The sequence below is a fragment of the Pseudomonas sp. BN102 genome, from assembly GCF_029871245.1.
GTDB lineage: Bacteria > Pseudomonadota > Gammaproteobacteria > Pseudomonadales > Pseudomonadaceae > Metapseudomonas.
The window spans coordinates 127,931-144,879 of sequence record NZ_SSON01000075.1; the positions used below are offsets into that span (position 1 = coordinate 127,931).

General features: G+C 65.1%; 12 protein-coding genes. 10 read left to right on the forward strand and 2 right to left on the reverse strand.

The features are described from left to right. Positions 1 to 70: 70 nt before the first annotated feature. Positions 71 to 1,654, reverse strand: a complete 1,584-nt coding sequence (locus tag E8F12_RS21855; RefSeq protein ID WP_280327274.1) for a peptide chain release factor 3 — start codon at positions 1,652 to 1,654, stop codon at positions 71 to 73. Positions 1,655 to 2,090: 436 nt separating this feature from the next. Here E8F12_RS21855 and E8F12_RS21860 point away from each other — a divergent pair, with 436 nt between their 5' ends. From E8F12_RS21860 to E8F12_RS21900, 9 genes are all read left to right on the forward strand, one after another. Next, positions 2,091 to 3,254, forward strand: coding sequence for a type III PLP-dependent enzyme (locus E8F12_RS21860; protein ID WP_280327275.1), 1,164 nt, complete (start codon positions 2,091 to 2,093; stop codon positions 3,252 to 3,254). Positions 3,255 to 3,537: 283 nt separating this feature from the next. Further along, positions 3,538 to 5,751, forward strand: coding sequence for a TonB-dependent siderophore receptor (locus tag E8F12_RS21865; RefSeq protein WP_280327276.1), 2,214 nt, complete (start codon positions 3,538 to 3,540; stop codon positions 5,749 to 5,751). A gap of 181 nt (positions 5,752 to 5,932) precedes the next feature. Further along, the gene (locus E8F12_RS21870) at positions 5,933 to 6,613 is read left to right on the forward strand and encodes a Fe2+-dependent dioxygenase (protein WP_280327277.1); all 681 of its coding nucleotides are present in this window, start codon (positions 5,933 to 5,935) and stop codon (positions 6,611 to 6,613) included. Between the two features lie 11 nt (positions 6,614 to 6,624). Then, complete coding sequence (locus tag E8F12_RS21875; RefSeq protein WP_280327278.1) at positions 6,625 to 7,728, forward strand: alpha-hydroxy acid oxidase; 1,104 nt, start codon at positions 6,625 to 6,627, stop codon at positions 7,726 to 7,728. A 295-nt stretch (positions 7,729 to 8,023) separates the two neighbouring features. After that, the gene (locus E8F12_RS21880; protein ID WP_280327279.1) at positions 8,024 to 10,228 is read left to right on the forward strand and encodes a TonB-dependent siderophore receptor; all 2,205 of its coding nucleotides are present in this window, start codon (positions 8,024 to 8,026) and stop codon (positions 10,226 to 10,228) included. 185 nt (positions 10,229 to 10,413) lie between these two features. Further along, entirely contained in the window at positions 10,414 to 12,972 is a 2,559-nt protein-coding gene (locus E8F12_RS21885) for a sulfite reductase flavoprotein subunit alpha (RefSeq protein WP_280327621.1), read from the forward strand. A 233-nt stretch (positions 12,973 to 13,205) separates the two neighbouring features. Then, positions 13,206 to 13,952: a 5-oxoprolinase subunit PxpA gene (locus tag E8F12_RS21890; RefSeq protein ID WP_280327280.1), complete on the forward strand. Its 747-nt coding sequence runs from the start codon at positions 13,206 to 13,208 to the stop codon at positions 13,950 to 13,952. Then, a complete protein-coding gene (pxpB, locus tag E8F12_RS21895; protein ID WP_280327282.1) occupies positions 13,949 to 14,626 on the forward strand; it encodes a 5-oxoprolinase subunit PxpB in 678 nt (225 codons plus the stop codon). Before E8F12_RS21890 ends, pxpB begins: the two co-directional genes overlap by 4 nt. Further along, a complete protein-coding gene (locus E8F12_RS21900) occupies positions 14,623 to 15,543 on the forward strand; it encodes a biotin-dependent carboxyltransferase family protein (RefSeq protein ID WP_280327283.1) in 921 nt (306 codons plus the stop codon). Before pxpB ends, E8F12_RS21900 begins: the two co-directional genes overlap by 4 nt. A gap of 143 nt (positions 15,544 to 15,686) precedes the next feature. Here E8F12_RS21900 and E8F12_RS21905 read toward each other — a convergent pair whose 3' ends face one another. After that, entirely contained in the window at positions 15,687 to 16,169 is a 483-nt protein-coding gene (locus E8F12_RS21905) for an Lrp/AsnC family transcriptional regulator (RefSeq protein ID WP_280327284.1), read from the reverse strand. Positions 16,170 to 16,302: 133 nt separating this feature from the next. Between E8F12_RS21905 and E8F12_RS21910 the strand changes: the two genes are divergently transcribed. Further along, positions 16,303 to 16,920, forward strand: a complete 618-nt coding sequence (locus tag E8F12_RS21910; protein WP_280327285.1) for a LysE family translocator — start codon at positions 16,303 to 16,305, stop codon at positions 16,918 to 16,920. Positions 16,921 to 16,949 lie beyond the last annotated feature (29 nt).

Below are 16,949 nucleotides of genomic sequence, written 5' to 3' on the forward strand. Positions count from 1 at the left end.
GCCATGCGCACCGGAACTCCAACGCGGGGCTCCTGGCGCGCGCAGCGCAACCTACGGGGCTCCAGCTACGTCAGTGGTGCTCGCGGGTGGCGCGGAACTTGATATCCGGCCAGCGCTCTTCCATGAGGCTCAGGTTGACCCGGGTCGGCGCCAGGTAGGTAAGGTGGCCGCCGCCGTCCACGGACAGGTTCTCGAAGGCCTTGTCCTTGAACTCCTTGAGCTTCTTCTCGTCGCTGCACTCGATCCAGCGCGCCGACCAGACGTTGATCGCCTCGTAGGCGCACTCCACCTTGTATTCCTCCTTCAGGCGGCTGGCGACCACGTCGAACTGCAGCACACCGACCGCGCCGAGGATGATGTCGTTGTTGCGCTCGGGGAAGAACACCTGGGTGGCGCCTTCCTCGGCCAGCTCCTGCAGGCCCTGGCGCAGCTGCTTGGATTTCAGCGGGTCCTTCAGGCGCACACGGCGGAACAGTTCCGGGGCGAAGTGCGGGATGCCGGTGAAGCCCAGGGGTTCGCCTTCGCTGAAGGTGTCGCCGATCTGGATGGTGCCGTGGTTGTGCAGGCCGATGATGTCGCCGGCGAAGGCTTCGTCCAGCTGCTCACGTTCGGAGGAGAAAAAGGTCAGCGCATCGGCGATCTTCACGTCCTTGCCCAGGCGCACGTGGCGCATCTTCATGCCCTTCTCGTACTTGCCCGAGCAGATGCGCATGAAGGCGATGCGGTCGCGGTGTTTCGGGTCCATGTTCGCCTGGATCTTGAACACGAAGCCGGAGAACTTCTCCTCGGTGGGCTCGACAATGCGCTCGTGGGTGGCGCGCGAAAGCGGCTGCGGCGCCCAGTCGACGATGCAGTCGAGCACCTGGTCGACGCCGAAGTTGCCCAGCGCAGTGCCGAAGAACACCGGGGTCATATGGCCCTTGAGGAACTCCTCCTTGTTGAAGCTGTGGCAGGCGCCCTGCACCAGCTCCAACTGCTCGACGAAGTCGTCGTAGAGGTCGCCCAGGTGGGCGCGGGCCTCATCCGAGTCGAGCTTGTCGATGACCTTCATCTCGGTGCGTTCGTGGCCGTGGCCGGGGGTATAGACGATGACCTTGTCCTGGGCCAGGTGATACACGCCCTTGAAGTCCTTGTAGCAGCCGATCGGCCAGGTGATCGGTGCGGCCTTGATCTTCAGCACCGCTTCGATCTCGTCGAGCAGCTCGATCGGGTCGCGGATGTCGCGGTCGAGTTTGTTGATGAAGCTGACGATGGGCGTATCGCGCAGGCGGCAGACTTCCATCAGGGCGATGGTCCGCGGCTCCACGCCTTTGCCGCCGTCGAGCACCATCAGCGCCGAGTCCACCGCGGTCAGGGTGCGGTAGGTGTCTTCGGAGAAGTCTTCGTGGCCGGGGGTGTCGAGCAGGTTGACCATGTGCTCGCGGTAGGGGAACTGCATCACCGAGGTGGTGATGGAGATGCCGCGCTGCTTTTCCATCTCCATCCAGTCGGAGGTGGCATGGCGGTCGGACTTGCGCGACTTCACGGTCCCGGCCACGGCGATGGCCTTGCCCATCAGCAGCAGCTTCTCGGTAATGGTGGTCTTACCGGCGTCGGGGTGGGAGATGATCGCGAACGTGCGGCGTTTCGCGACTTCGGCGGCCTGAATGCTCATGGAAATGGAATCCGTCGACGAGTAGTCGGTCTGTCAAAAAAGGCGGCGATTATAGCGGTATTCGCAGGCCAAGCGGCGCCCATCGGGCGAGCGGAATCTCGGCGGTTGTGCGGTATTCCAGTTCGTTGTGTTGGATATCTGAAACAGTCAACTGGCGATGCGACAAAGGGATGCGCCAAAGCGGCAATTTTTGATTGATCTGTGCTTCCTGTGGTCCTAAAGTTCGCGCCCGAACGTCCATGCTGGCAACGATCCATCCGGCTCAAGTACTGACGACGAGAGGTTTGCAGTCCTGATCGACTGAAAATCCTCGGCGACATGCCTTGGGAAGTAGGCGAACCAAAGTGGGGAAACTGATCAGACGTTCAGGCCTGTTGTCCAAAGACTCGGCCACCCCTAACAACTTTCGTTTGTTTTGCCATATGGAGTCCCTCGCATGTCGATCAAGGTCGAAGATTACTTCTCGCCCGAAACTTTCCAGCGCATGAAGGCGTTTGCCGACAAGCAAGAAACCCCGTTCGTGGTGATCGACAAGCAGACCATCGCCGATTCGTACGACCAGTTGGTGAGCTGCTTCCCCTTCGCCAAGATCTACTACGCAGTGAAGGCCAACCCGGCCACCGAGATCACCGAGCTGCTGCGTGACAAGGGTTCGAATTTCGACATCGCCTCCATCTACGAGCTGGACAAGGTGATGAAGACCGGTGTCGGCCCTGAGCGCATCAGCTACGGCAACACCATCAAGAAAGCCCGTGACATCCGCTATTTCTTTGATAAGGGCGTGCGCCTGTTTGCCACCGACTCCGAAGCCGACCTGCGCAACATCGCCAAGGCCGCTCCGGGCGCCAAGGTCTATGTGCGCATCCTCACCGAAGGCTCCACCTCGGCCGACTGGCCGCTGTCGCGCAAGTTCGGTTGCAACCCGGACATGGCCCTGGACCTCTTGATCCTCGCCAAGCAACTGGGCCTGGTGCCCTACGGCGTGTCCTTCCACGTGGGCAGCCAGCAGCGCGACATCGACGTCTGGGACGCCGCCATCGCCAAGGTCAAAGTGATCTTCGAGCGCCTGAAGGAAGAAGACGGCATCACCCTGCAGATGATCAACATGGGCGGCGGCTTCCCGGCCAACTACATCCAGCGCACCAACAGCCTGGAAACCTACGCCGAGGAAATCATCCGCTTCCTCAAGGAAGACTTCGGCGACGAACTGCCGGAAATCATCCTCGAGCCGGGCCGTTCGCTGATCGCCAACGCCGGTATCCTGGTCAGCGAAGTCGTGCTGGTTGCGCGCAAGTCCCGCACCGCAGTGGAGCGCTGGATCTACACCGATGTGGGCAAGTTCTCCGGCCTGATCGAAACCATGGACGAGGCCATCAAGTTCCCGATCTGGGTCGAGAAGAAGGGCGAGGTGGAAGAGGTGGTGATCGCCGGCCCCACTTGCGACAGCGCCGACATCATGTACGAGAACTACAAGTACGGCCTGCCGCTGAACCTGGCCGCCGAGGACCGCCTCTACTGGCTGTCGACCGGCGCCTACACCACCAGCTACAGCGCAGTGGAGTTCAATGGCTTCCCGCCGCTGAAGGCCTTCTACCTGTAAGGTTGCATGCGTTTCAGACAAGGCCCGCCACATGGCGGGTTTTGTTTTTGGGCCGCGCAGAGGCGCGGGCGGACTTTGCCGTAGGTTGGCGCAGAGCGCAGCGAAGCCCAACGGATCGCGAGTCCGGGTCGTCAGCTTCCACCGCCTCCCAAGCCCTATTTGGCGCGTTGCCTGTAAGGCTCTTCCGTAACGATCAATGGCTTTTCCGAGTCTGCGTCGGATAGCTATTTGTGATAATCATTCTCAAATAGAGTCTCTCCCCATTCAACTGGGGAGCACTCTCATGCAACACCAAACCGCACCACTCAAGCTTTCGCCGCGCAACCTGCTGGCCGCCGCCGTCGGGATCGCCCTCGCCGGCTTCGGCACCCATGCCATGGCCGATGCAAAGGGCAAGGCATTGGAACTCGACAATGTGAATGTCGATGGCCAACGCGAAAAATCCTACAAGGTCGAGCGCTCGGCTTCGGCGAAGTACGCCGTCCCCCTGCTGGATACGCCGCAGACCATCACGGTGGTGCCCCGGGAAGTGATCCAGGACCAGAAGGCGCTGAGCCTGCGCGAAGTGCTATCCAATGTCTCCGGGATCACCTTCAACGCCGGCGAGGGCGGCGGCGGCTCCGGCGACAGCATCAACATCCGCGGTTTTTCCGCCAACTCCAACATGCAGATCGACGGTCTGCGCGACAGCGCCCAGAACAACCGCACCGACATGTTCAACATCGAGCAGGTCGAGGTGATCAAGGGCCCCAACTCGGTCTTCGGCGGCGCCGGCACCACCGGCGGCACGGTCAACCAGATCACCAAGCAGCCCCTGGCCGAACGCTTCACGCACATCGGCGCGGGCCTGGGCACCGACAGCTACCACCGCCTGACCCTGGACACCAACCAGCCACTGGAGGAGGTCGGCAACGGCAGCGCCTTCCGCCTCAATCTCATGGCCCACGAGAACGACGTGCCCGACCGCAAGCAGATCGAGCGTCAGCGCTGGGGGCTTGCGCCTTCCCTGGTGCTGGGGTTCAGCGAAGATACGCGCCTGACCCTGAGCTACTTCCACCAGACCGACGACAACCAGCCCGACTATGGCGTGCCCGCCTTCAACGGCAAGCGGGTCGCCGGTGTCAGCCGCGATGCATTCTTCGGCTGGCGCAACCTGGACAAGGAAGAGATCAGCCAGAACGCTGTCACCATCAAGCTGGAGCACCAGTTCAGCGACGATCTCTCGCTGCAGAACCTCACCCGCTACGGCCAGGTCCACCGCGACACGGTGATCTCCGCCGCCCACATCAAGATCGACAAGCTGCCGCCGGGCAAGTATCTGCCGGCGGGCCCGCAGGCCTACGGCCGCGACGTCACCAGCAAGATGTGGATCAACCAGACCAGCCTCACCGCCGACTTCGACACCTTGGGACTCGGGCATACCTTCGTCGGCGGCCTGGAGTCTTCCCGAGAGACCTATGACCGCGACGTCTATTCCTACGGCCTCCAGTTCCCGAAAGGCGGGTACGACCTGGCCAGCCCGCTGGGCTACTGGAGCGGCCCGACCGACAAGGGAACGTCCTCCAAGGTCGAGACGCGCCTGATTGACCGGGCGCTCTACGCCTTCGACACCATCGCCCTGGACGAGATGTGGGACCTGAGCCTGGGCCTGCGCTATGACTGGGTGGATGGCGACGCCGAGAATCGCAGCCTGGCCAAGGGCGCCTGGACCACCAAGGGCTACAGCTCCAGCGACGAACGTCTCAGCAGCCGTGCTGGGCTGGTCTTCAAGCCCACCGAATTCGGCCGCCTCTATATCGCCTGGGGCAACTCCTTCAACCCCTCGGCGGAGAACCTCGCCACCTCGGGCTCGGGCCTGAGCGAGGCAACCCAGAAGCTCGGTCCGGAAAAGAACGAGACCTGGGAACTGGGCACCAAGTGGGAGCTGCTGGACCGCCGCCTCGGGCTGGACGCCGCCATCTTCCAGGTGGACAAGAAGAACGCGCGGACCACCATGGCCGACGGTTCCACGGCGCTGGCTGGTGATCGCCGGGTACAGGGTTTTGAACTCGCGGCGACCGGCAAGCTCACCGAGCAGTGGAACCTGTTCACCAACTTCACCTTCCTCGACAGCGAAACCCGCAAGGACGCCAACACGCCGAAGGGCCTCGCAACCGTGGGCCAGGCCCTGGCCAACACGCCGCCACGCTCCTTCAACCTGTGGACCACCTACGACCTGCCGGGCAACGTCCGCGTCGGCTATGGCACGCGCTACGTCAGCGAGCGCAACCTCACCTCGTCCGACGACCGGATCAAGCTGGACGCCTACTGGCTGCATAACGCCATGCTGGGCTACAAGGTCAACGAAACCCTGGACCTGCAGCTGAACCTGAACAACCTGTTCGACAAGGACTATGTGGAACGCGTGCGAACCACCCTGGGCGACGCGGCGCGTTCCTCGGCCATCGAATACGGTGACGCGCGCTCGGCCGTGCTCTCCGCGATGCTGTCCTTCTGACCGTCCCCACTGGCACACGCCCCGGCCGCGCAACCGACCGGGGCGTTCGGCATGGGGAAGGGTCCTTTTCCCTGGTCTGGATCAAGGCTCGTCGACCACGGCGCTGTCATAGTGCTCCATCCCAATTTAGAATCATTCGCTACTGATTGGGGTTCGCCAAAGCCCACGGAGACGACCGACGATGATGCTGACCATCCCCGATGTACTGACGCCCGAGCAGGTACTGAAGTGCCGCGCGGCGCTGGAGCGGGCCAGTTGGCAGGACGGCCGCAATACGGCTGGACACATCGCCGTCAGCGCCAAGGACAACGAGCAACTGGCGCAGGACGATCCACTCGCCATCGAGATCGGCGACTTCATCCTCGAGCGCCTGGGCGGCAATCCGCAGTTCATGGCCGCCGCGTTGCCGCTGAAAGTGCTGCCGCCGCGCTTCAACCGCTATACGAGCGGCGGTACCTACGGCAACCACATCGACAACTCCATCTTCACTGTCCCGGGCACGCCGCATCGGGTACGTGCCGACCTGTCCGCGACCCTGTTCTTCAGCGAGCCGGAGGACTATGACGGTGGCGATCTGGTGGTGGAAGACCATTTCGGCAGCCACCGCGTGAAGCTGCCAGCCGGGCACCTGGTGCTGTATCCGAGCGGCAGCCTGCACCGGGTCGAGCCGGTCACGCGCGGTGCGCGGCTTGCGTCCTTCTTCTGGATCCAGAGCCTGGTCCGCGAGGACGGCCAGCGGGCGATGCTGCTGGAGCTGGACGAAAGCATCCAGGCGCTGACCCGCCAATTGCCGGACAGCCCGGAGCTGGTGCGCCTCACCGGCCTCTATCACAACCTGCTGCGGCATTGGTCGAACACCTGAGCAGGCCCGCCATGACGCTCCTTCCGAAGCTCCAGCAGATTCCCGCCGAAATCGCCGCGGTCGCCGACTACGAGCCCTTCGCCCGTGAGCGGATGACGCCCCAGGCCTGGGCCTATCTGGCCGGCGGTGCGGCGGACGAACTCACCCTGGCCGACAACCTCGCGGCCTTCCAGCGCGTGCGCCTGCTCAATCGGGTGCTGGAAGACCTCAGGGGCGGTCATACGCGGCTGCAGCTCTGTGGCCTCGACCTGGACTACCCCATCCTCCTGGCTCCTGTGGCCTTCCAGAAACTGGCCCATCCGGACGGTGAACTGGCTAGCGTGCTCGGCGCCTCGGCCATGGGAGCGGCCATGGTGGTCAGCACCCAGTCCAGCGTCAGCCTGGAGGCCATCGCCCAGGCGGCGCAGACGCCGCTCTGGTTCCAGCTCTACATCCAGCCGGACCGGGGGTTCACCCGTGAGTTGGTACAGCGCGCCGAGGCCGCCGGCTACCGCGCGCTGGTGGTGACGGTGGACGCACCGGTGAATGGCATGCGCAACCGCGAACAGCGCAGCGGCTTCGTCCTCCCGGATGGTGTCGATGCCGTCAATCTGAAGGGCATGCGCAGCCTGCCGCCAAGCGTCGCCCAGCCGGGCGCCAGCCCGCTGTTCGGCAGCCCGCTGCTGGAGCACGCGCCCACCTGGAAGGACCTCGAGTGGTTGCAATCGCTCACCCGCTTGCCGGTGCTGGTCAAGGGCGTGATGAACCCACGGGATGCCACGCGGGCGGTGGAGCAGGGCGTGGCCGGCATAGTGGTCTCCAACCACGGCGGGCGCACCCTGGACGGCATGCCTGCCACCCTGGATGTGCTGCCGGCGGTGGTTCGGGCGGTGGAGGGCAAGGTGCCAGTATTGCTGGATGGCGGTATCCGCCGCGGCACCGACGTATTCAAGGCCCTGGCCCTGGGCGCCAACGCGGTGATGATCGGCCGGCCCTATGTGCATGGCCTGGCAACGGCCGGCGCTTCGGGGGTGGCCCACGTGCTGCACCTACTGCGCGCGGAGCTGGAGGTGGCCATGGCCCTGGCTGGGTGCCCGAACCTTGGCGCCATCGACGCTTCGCTGATCTGGCGCTGAGATTGGGCGTTGCCTGAAGGCTCTCGTATCGGCGGGCATTGTTTAACGCCTGAAAAATGACCGATCAGTCACGATTACTTTCTCTTTTCTCAGAACGCGAGTAGTTCATTGAAATTCGGGATGATTCCTGGAGATCGATGAATTTGGTCTCTTCTTGTCTAGAGGTTCGCAGCCTATATCTATGTAGGAAATTTCCGATAGAAATGTAAATTTTGTGTAAAGATCGTGTGCTTATCTTTACTGATAAACGTTCGCAAATAGAATCGCGCCTCAAATTCACTGGGGAGTGATTCTTATGAGCAACAAGAATAATCTACCGCAACGCGCCATCCTGGCCACGGCCATCGGCTTGGCGATTACTTCTTTCGCAGGTCTCGCAATGGCGGCCGAAAAGAACGAGGCGCTGCAACTCGATAGCGTCAAGGTCGATGGCAAAGTAGAAAAAACCTACAAGGTCGAGCAATCCTCCTCCGCGAAATACACCGCGCCGCTGCTGGACACCCCGCAGACCATCACCGTGGTACCCAAGGAAGTCATCCAGGAGCAGCAGGCCCTGAGCTTGCGCCAGGTGCTGTCCAACGTCTCCGGCATTACCTTCAACGCCGGCGAGGGCGGTGGCGGCTCTGGCGACAGCATCAACATCCGCGGCTTCTCCGCGAACAACAACATCCAGATCGACGGCCTGCGCGACAGCGCCCAGACCAGCCGTACCGACACCTTCAACATCGAGCAGGTCGAGGTCATCAAGGGCCCGAACTCGGTGTTCGGCGGCGCCGGCACCACCGGTGGCAGCATCAACATCATCAGCAAGCAGCCCATGGACCGTGCCTTCGCCCGCCTTGGCGGCGGCCTCGGCACCGACAACTACCACCGCCTGACCCTGGACGCCAACCAGCCGCTGGAAGGCGTGGGCAGCAACAGCGCCTTCCGCGTGAACCTGATGGCCCACGAGAACGACGTGCCCGGCCGCGACGAAATCGACCGTGAGCGCTGGGGCGTTGCGCCCTCCCTGCGCCTGGGCTTCAACGATTCCACCCGCCTGACCCTGAGTGCCTTCCACCAGACCGACGACAACCTGCCCGACTACGGCGTACCCGCCCTGAACGGCAAGAAGCTCGGCGGCGTCAGCCGTGAGGACTACTTCGGCTGGGAAAACCTGGACAAGGACGAGATCGAGCAGAACGCCTTCACCGCGAACCTCGAGCACGATTTCAACGAGAACCTGCGCCTGCAGAACCTGACGCGCTACAGCCGCATCGACCGCAACACCATCGTCTCGGCATCCCACGTGGACCTCACCGGCGTGCCGGCGGGCCGCTACCGCCCGACCGGCCCGCAGGCCTCCGGCCGCGACACCACCACCGAGATGTGGATCAACCAGACCAACCTCCGGGCCAGCTTCGACACCCTGGGCCTCGGCCACGAACTGGTAACTGGCGCCGAGATCTCCCGCGAGGACTTCGATCTCAAGAGCTACAACCACGGTCTCGGCAACGCCCTGTATCCGTCCAACGGTTTCGACCTGAGCAATCCGCCCGGTCACTGGGATGGCCCGGTGAGGAAGGCCACCACCGGCTACACCGAGAACCAGCTGGACGACAAGGCGCTGTACGTCTTCGACACCATCGCCCTGCACGAGCAGTGGGACCTCAACATCGGCCTGCGCTACGACTGGTTCAAGGGCCACAGCGACACCTTCTCGGCGACCCACGCCCAGACCGGCAGCTTCACCTCCAAGGACGAGAAGCTCAGCAGCCGCGCCGGCCTGGTCTACAAGCCGGTGGAAAACGGTCGCTTCTACGTGGCCTGGGGCAACTCCTTCAACCCCACCGCCGAAGGCATCGCCTCCAACGGTGGTGGCCTGACCGCGGCGACCGAGAACCTGGATCCGGAAAAGAACGAGACCTGGGAGCTGGGCACCAAGTGGGAACTGCTGGCTGGCCGCCTGGCGGTGGATGGTGCGCTGTTCCGCGTGGAGAAGACCAATGCGCGTGAAACCATGCTCGACGGCTCGACCCAACTGGCTGGCAAGCAGCGCGTGGAGGGTGTGGAACTGGGCCTGACCGGCCACATCACCGAGCAGTGGGACGTGTTCGCCAACTACACCTTCCAGTCCAGCGAGACGCTGAAGGCCGCCGACACCGCCGCCGGTATCGCCCGCGAAGGCCAGGCGCTGGGTAACACCCCGCCGCGCTCCTTCAACCTGTGGACCACCTACGAACTGCCGGAAGGTTGGACCCTGGGCTACGGCGCGCGCTACGTCAGCGAGCGTAACGTCAGCTCCAGCACCACCGCCAAGCTGGACGCCTACTGGGTGCATAACGCCATGGTCGGCTACCGGGTCAACGAAGACCTCGACCTGCAGCTGAACGTCAACAACCTCTTCGACAAGGACTACGTGGAGCGCGTACGCCAGCAGAACGGTACCAACGCACGTTCCTCGGCCATCGAGTACGGCGATGCCCGTTCGGCGATCCTGACCGCGACCTACGCGTTCTGACGAACGACCCGGGGGCCCTGCGCAAGGCAGGGTCCTCGGACAAGGCTGTAAATAAAAGGTAAAAGATCCGATTCCTGGTTTAATGCATCCCGTTCTCAAATAAAATCGCCTCCCGGTCAGGCATGGGGCCGACCGCAAGAGCGATCCGCCGCGCCGTCAGGCGCGCGCCCGAGGAAGATCACGTGTTGAAGAAGACCCTGTTCCAGCTGCACTGGCTATTCGGTATCAGTGCCGGGCTGGTTCTGGCCCTGATGGGCATTACCGGGGCCGCCTACAGCTTTCAGGAGGAAATCCTCCGTCTGCTCAACCCAGAGAGCCTGCAGGTCCAGGTGCGCGACAGTGGCGTGCTGCCGCCTGCCGAGCTGGTGAGCAGGATCGAAGCCGCCGAAGGCAAGAAGGTCGTCCGCCTCGGGGTGGAAACCGGGTCTGATCACGCTGCCCGTGTCTTCTTCGCGCCCCCGCCCGGTGAGCACCGTGGCCCCATGCGTTACTTCGACCCTTACACCGGTGAGCTGCTGGGCGAGCCGTCTGGCCAGCAGTTCTTCGACCTGATGCTGCAGCTGCACCGCTTCCTCGCCATGGGCGAGTTCGGCAAGCAGATCACCGCCGCCTGCACCCTGATCCTGATTTTCTTCTGCCTCTCCGGCCTCTACCTGCGTTGGCCGCGCAAGGCCGGCAGCTGGCGCGCCTGGCTGACCCTCGACTGGTCGCGCAAGGGTCGCAGCTTCAACTGGGACCTGCACGCGGTGGCCGGTACCTGGTGCCTGCTGTTCTACCTCCTGGCCGCGCTGACCGGCCTGTTCTGGTCCTACGAGTGGTACCGCGAAGGCCTCAACCGCCTGTTGTCCGATGCTCCCGCCGGCCAGCAGGGCAAGCCCGGCGAGCGCCGCGGCGAGGGCCGCGGCCGACCCGGCATGCAGGCGCCCTCCGGCCCGCCGCTGGTGGTTGACTACGACGCCGTGTGGAAGAGCATCCGTGACACCGCGGGCCCGGACATGACCGCCTATAACCTGCGCCTGCCGCCGGTGGGCGGCCAGCCGGCCACCGTCTTCTACCTGCTGGAAGGCGCCGACCATCCGCGCGCGCTGAACCAGATGACCCTCGACCCGGCCAGCGGCAAGGTTCTGCGCAGCGACCGCTACACCGACAAGAGCTTCAAGGCCCAGTTGCTCACCAGCATCTACGCCCTGCACGTAGGCGAATACTTCGGCCTGCCGGGGCGCATCCTGGTGATGCTGGCCAGCCTGAGCATGCCGCTGTTCTTCGTCACCGGCTGGTTGCTTTACCTCGACCGCCGGCGCAAGAAGCGCGCGATCAAGGCCACCCGTGGCGGGCTGGCGGAAAGCGCCGGCAACGATTCCTGGCTGATCGGCTTCGCCAGCCAGAGCGGTTTCGCCGAGCAGGTGGCCTGGCAGAGCGCCGGCCAGCTGCAGGCTGCAGGCCTGCCGGTGCGCGTCGAGCCCCTTGCGGCTCTGGACGGCGGCACCCTGGCCCAGGCCCGCAATGCGCTCTTCGTGGTCAGCACCTTCGGTGACGGCGAGGCCCCGGACAATGCCCGCGGCTTCGAGCGCAAGGTGCTCGGCCAGGCCTCCCAGCTCGCCGGCCTGCGTTTCGCCGTGCTGGCCCTGGGTGATCGCCAGTACGAGCAGTTCTGCGGCTTCGGCCGGCGCCTGCAGGCCTGGCTGAAAGGGCAGGGCGCCAGCCAGTTGTTCGACCCGGTGGAAGTGGACAATGGCGACAGCGGCGCCCTGCAGCAGTGGCAGCAACAGCTCGCCCAGGTTTCCGGCAACGCCGTACTGACACCCTGGAGTGGCCCGGCTTTCGAGAGCTGGACCCTGGAAGGCCGCGAACACCTCAACCCCGGCAGCCAGGGCGAATCCACCTGGTTGCTGCGCCTGCGTGCGCCCTCGGGCAGTCAGATGGACTGGCAGGCCGGCGACCTGGTGGAGATCCTGCCGCGCCAGGCCGAGCCGCGCATCCAGGCCTGGCTCGACCGGCATGGTCTGGACGGCAGCGCCCAGGTGGAACTGGACGGCCTGCGCCAGCCGCTGCGCCAGGCCCTGGGCGGACGCCTGCTGCCGAGCTCCTTCGAGCACCTGGTGGGCCTGCAGCCGCAAGCCCTGGTGCAGGCGCTGATCGGCCTGTCGGTGCGCCAGTACTCCATCGCCTCGCTGGCCAGCGACGGCATGCTGGAGCTGATCGTGCGCCAGGAACAGCACGCCGACGGCAGCCTGGGTATCGCCTCCGGCTGGCTGACTCACTACCTGCAAGAGGGCGCCGCCGTGCCCTTGCGCCTGCGCCGCAACAGCCGTTTCCACCTGATCGACGAAGACCGCCCGCTGATTTTCATCGGCAACGGCACAGGCCTTGCCGGCCTGCGCAGTCTGTTGAAAGCGAGCATCGCATCCGGGCGCCAGCGCAATTGGTTGCTCTTCGGCGAGCGTAACCAGGCCCATGACTTCTACTGCCGCGATGAGTTGCAAGGCTGGCTCGCCAGCGGTGACCTGCAGCGCCTCGACCTGGCCTTCTCCCGCGATCAGGCGCACAAGGTCTATGTGCAGGACCGCCTGCGCGAGGCCGCCGATGAATTGCGCGCCTGGCTGGCGGAGGGTGCGGTGATCTATGTCTGTGGCAGCCTGCAGGGCATGGCCGAAGGCGTCGACCTGGCCCTGCGCGACATCCTGGGTGACGAAGCCCTGCAACAGTTGAGCGACGAAGGCCGCTACCGCCGCGACGTGTATTGAAGGCGCCCGGCGCCGCACCGAGTGATCCCTGCTCCTGGGGAAACGTTCGCCCCGCCAAGTGCGGGGCGTTTTTTTGGGACGTTCGGAGGCGCTTCTGTAGGTTGGGCAGAGCGCAGCGAAGCCCAACGACGGCCCTGTCGGCGCACTGGATGTTGGGCTTCGCGTCGCTCAGCCACAACCTACGAGGAGATTCGCCCCTACAAGAACGGCGGCTTTTAGCCATAATCGGCTTCATGAACAGACGAATCCTGCTGAACTGCGACATGGGGGAAAGCTTCGGTGCCTGGAACATGGGCAACGATGAGCACGCCATGCCGCTGGTGGACCAGGCGAACCTCGCCTGCGGTTTCCACGCCGCCGACCCCCTGACCATGCAGCGTACCGTCGAACTGGCGTTGCGCCACAACGTGCGCATCGGCGCCCATCCGGCCTATCCGGACCTCGCTGGTTTCGGCCGCCGCCATATGGCCTGCACGCCGGAGGAGGTGCGAGCCCTGGTGCTCTACCAGATCGGCGCGTTGGAAGCTTTTTGCCGCGCCGTCGGTACTCAGGTCGCCTATGTGAAGCCCCATGGCGCCCTGTATAACGACCTGGTGCGCGACGACTCGCTGCTCGCCGCGGTGCTCGACGCCTGCGCCAGCTACCGCAAAGGCCTGCCGCTGATGGTCCTGGCCCTGGCGGACAACAGCCGCGAGCTACAACTGGCCGACGCGGCTGACGTGCCGCTGATGTTCGAGGCCTTCGCCGACCGTGCCTACCTGTCCGACGGCCAATTGGCGCCCCGGCGCCTGGCGGGCGCGGTGCATCACGAGCCCGAGCGCATCCTCGACCAGGCCATGGCGATCGCCACTGGCGAACCATTCCCCGATATCGACGGCAAGCCGCTGCGGCTGACCGCCGACAGCCTCTGCGTGCACGGCGATAACCCGGAGTCCCTGGCTGTACTGCGCCGTCTGCGAGGCAAGCTGGACGCCCTATGATCCGCCTCGAACCCGCTGGCGCCGAAGCCCTGCTGCTGGTGCTGGCCGACGAACCGGATGCGCGGCTGCCACAGCGCATCGCCGTGCTGGCCGAGACCCTGCGCCAGCAATTCGGCCACCTGCTGGTGGACCTGGTGCCGGGCTGGACCACCCTGCTGCTGCACTACGACCTGACCCGCACCGACCATCTCGCCCTGGCCCAGCATATCGAACCGCTGCTCGAGGACTGGCTGAAGGCGCCGGCTGCGACCGACGCCGGCAAGCTCCACCAGATTCCCATCTGGTACTGCGGCGAGGACCTGGCGAAGGTGGCCGAATCCTGTGGCCTTTCCGCGGCTGAGGTAGTGGATATCCACAGCGGCGGCGAATACCACGTCGGCGCCATCGGCTTCTCCCCCGGCTTCGCCTATCTCGGCGGCCTGGATGCGCGCCTGGCGCTGCCGCGCCGAGGCAGTCCGCGCATCCGCGTGCCCGCCGGCAGCCTGGCTATCGCCGAGCGCCAGACCGCCATCTATCCACAGGCCTCCCCCGGTGGCTGGCACCTGCTGGGGCTGTGCCCCTGGTCGCTGTTCGACGCCAGTCGCGACCCGCCGTGCCCACTGGCCCTGGGAGACCGGGTGCGCTTCTTTGCCATCGACGAAGCGCGCTACCGCGCCGAAGGCGGCGAGGCATGAGCGGCCTGCGGGTGATCAAGCCCGGCCCGCTGAGCCTGCTGCAGGATGCCGGGCGCTTTGGCTGGCAACACCTGGGGGTTTCCCCCGCCGGGCCGATGGACCCGCTGGCGATGGCCTGGGCCAATCGTCTGCTGGGTAATCCTTTCGGCTGCCCAGTGCTGGAAATCGCCTTGGGCGGTGTCGAGTTGGAAGCCGAAGAGACGCTCTGGGTAGCGCTGGCCGGCGCGGATATGCCGCTGGACGTGGACGGCGAACCACGACGCAATTGGTCGCGCTTTCGCCTGGAGGCCGGGCAGCGCCTGCAGGTCGGCTTCGCCCGCAGCGGCCAGCGCGCCTCCCTGGCGATGGCGGATGGCATCCGCGCCAAGCCGGTGCTGGGCAGCGTCGCCTGCCAGTTGCGCGAAGGCCTGGGCGGACTGGACAGTGAAGGCGCCAAGTTGGCCGAGGGTGACCTGCTGCAAGGCGGCAACGCCGACTTTCCCCGCGGTGCCAGCGTGCCCTGGCCCTGGCAGCCGGACTACAAGGCCGCGCAATTGATGCGGGTGATGCTGGGGGGCGATGCGGCCAGCTTCGCCGAGGAGCAGGTCCGCGCCTTCTTCGAGCAGCCCTGGCAGTTGAGCCCGCAGTCGGACCGCATGGGTGCGCGACTGCAAGGCGCGCCCATCCTGGCGCCGCGGCGGCAGTGGTCGCAGGGCGTGGTCAGCGGCGCCATCCAGGTGCCGCCGGACGGCCAGCCAATAGTGCTGATGGCCGACCGCCAGACCATGGGTGGCTACCCCATCCTCGGCTGGGTCCACCCGCTGGACCTGGGACGCCTGGCGCAGTGCACGGCGAACCAGATCCTGCGCTTCACCCCCATGAGCCTGGAGGATGCCCAGAAAGAACTGCGGGAGTTCTATCGCTTCTTCGGCCGTTGAGGGCATCGACCTTGCCGGTTCCTTGTGGGGGCGAATTCATTCGCTAAGCAGCCCGCAGGGGTGCCCTTCAGCGCCGCAGGGGGGCTGCTGCGCAGCCCTTAGCGAATGAATTCGCCCCCACAGAAGAGCGGTTCGCCCCCCGTTTATCTCGGCAGGTGGTTCAACGGCAGCGGCGAAGGCGCCTTTACTGTCTGGATCGCGAAGTTGCTGCGGATATCGCTAACGCCGGGGAGCTTGAGCAGGGTGCCGGTAAGGAAGTGCTCGTAGGCCCGCAGGTCCGGCACCACCACTTGCAGCAGGAAGTCCGCCTCGCCCGATACCAGGTGCACGGAGATGACTTCCGGCAGGCTGATCACCGCTTCGCGGAAAGCGTCGGCCTGTTCCTGGCGATGACGTTCCACCTTGATGCCAACGAACACTGTCAGCCCCAGGCCCACTTCGTCGCGGTCGAGGCTGGCGTGGTAGCCCCGGATGACGCCGGCTTCCTCCAACAGCCGGACCCGGCGCAGGCAGGGCGAGGCGGACAGGCCGATCTCGTCGGCCAGTTGCACGTTGGAAAGGCGGCCGTCGCGCTGCAGGGCGGCGAGAATCCGGTGGTCGAGGGCATCCAGTTTAAGTTTTGGCATGAGTGGCCTGTCTATCTGCATATGGTTGGCAGGAAATGCCATGAATCATGGCTGTGCCAGTCAAATACGCAAGCACCTGCCCCGGCCTTCGGGCCTAGAATTTTCCCTCTCGACACTGCTCTGGAGCGGAAAAATGACCGGATTCCTTATCGCCCTGGCAGTGGTCTACCTGCTGCCAGGGCCGGACATGATCCTCCTGCTGCAAACCGGGGCCCGCCAGGGCCGCGGCATGGCTCTGGCCACGGCACTGGGGTTGGCCCTGGCGCGCAGCTGCCATGTGGCGCTGGCCGGCCTGGGGCTGGCGGTGCTGTTCAAGACCGCGCCCTGGACCTTCGACCTGGTGCGCCTGGCCGGTGCGGCCTACCTGCTCTGGCTCGGGCTGCGGCTGCTCCAGGCGCAGTCCTCGGCCCTGGTGGTGGAGGGTGAGCGGCAGCCATCGCGGGCCTACTGGCTGGCCATGCGCCGGGGCCTGCTGACCAACCTGCTCAACCCCAAGGCGCTGGTGTTCTGTTCCGTACTGCTGCCGCAGTTCGTCAGCCCCGAGGCCGGGCCGCTGGCGCTGCAGTTCGCCGGGCTGGGTGCCCTGCTGGTGGCGGTGGGGCTGGCGTTCGACACGGCCTATGCCCTGGCGGGCGCGGGCCTGGGCCGCTGGCTGGGGCGGCGGCCGCTGGTGCAGCGGTTGCAGCAGTGGCTGTTCGGCGGGGTGCTGGTGGGGTTCGGGGTGAGGTTGGCGGTGTTGCGGGAGCTGTGATCCGGGCGAATGTTGGGCTTCGCAATCGT

Excerpts from the sequence above, each read along its gene's own strand:
- E8F12_RS21855 (WP_280327274.1), bottom strand. The coding sequence starts at position 1,654 with ATGAGCATTCAGGCCGCCGAAGTCGCGAAACGCCGCACGTTCGCGATC.
- E8F12_RS21860 (WP_280327275.1), top strand. The coding sequence starts at position 2,091 with ATGTCGATCAAGGTCGAAGATTACTTCTCGCCCGAAACTTTCCAGCGC.
- E8F12_RS21865 (WP_280327276.1), top strand. The coding sequence starts at position 3,538 with ATGCAACACCAAACCGCACCACTCAAGCTTTCGCCGCGCAACCTGCTG.
- E8F12_RS21870 (WP_280327277.1), top strand. The coding sequence starts at position 5,933 with ATGATGCTGACCATCCCCGATGTACTGACGCCCGAGCAGGTACTGAAG.
- E8F12_RS21875 (WP_280327278.1), top strand. The coding sequence starts at position 6,625 with ATGACGCTCCTTCCGAAGCTCCAGCAGATTCCCGCCGAAATCGCCGCG.
- E8F12_RS21880 (WP_280327279.1), top strand. The coding sequence starts at position 8,024 with ATGAGCAACAAGAATAATCTACCGCAACGCGCCATCCTGGCCACGGCC.
- E8F12_RS21890 (WP_280327280.1), top strand. The coding sequence starts at position 13,206 with ATGAACAGACGAATCCTGCTGAACTGCGACATGGGGGAAAGCTTCGGT.
- pxpB (WP_280327282.1), top strand. The coding sequence starts at position 13,949 with ATGATCCGCCTCGAACCCGCTGGCGCCGAAGCCCTGCTGCTGGTGCTG.
- E8F12_RS21900 (WP_280327283.1), top strand. The coding sequence starts at position 14,623 with ATGAGCGGCCTGCGGGTGATCAAGCCCGGCCCGCTGAGCCTGCTGCAG.
- E8F12_RS21905 (WP_280327284.1), bottom strand. The coding sequence starts at position 16,169 with ATGCCAAAACTTAAACTGGATGCCCTCGACCACCGGATTCTCGCCGCC.
- E8F12_RS21910 (WP_280327285.1), top strand. The coding sequence starts at position 16,303 with ATGACCGGATTCCTTATCGCCCTGGCAGTGGTCTACCTGCTGCCAGGG.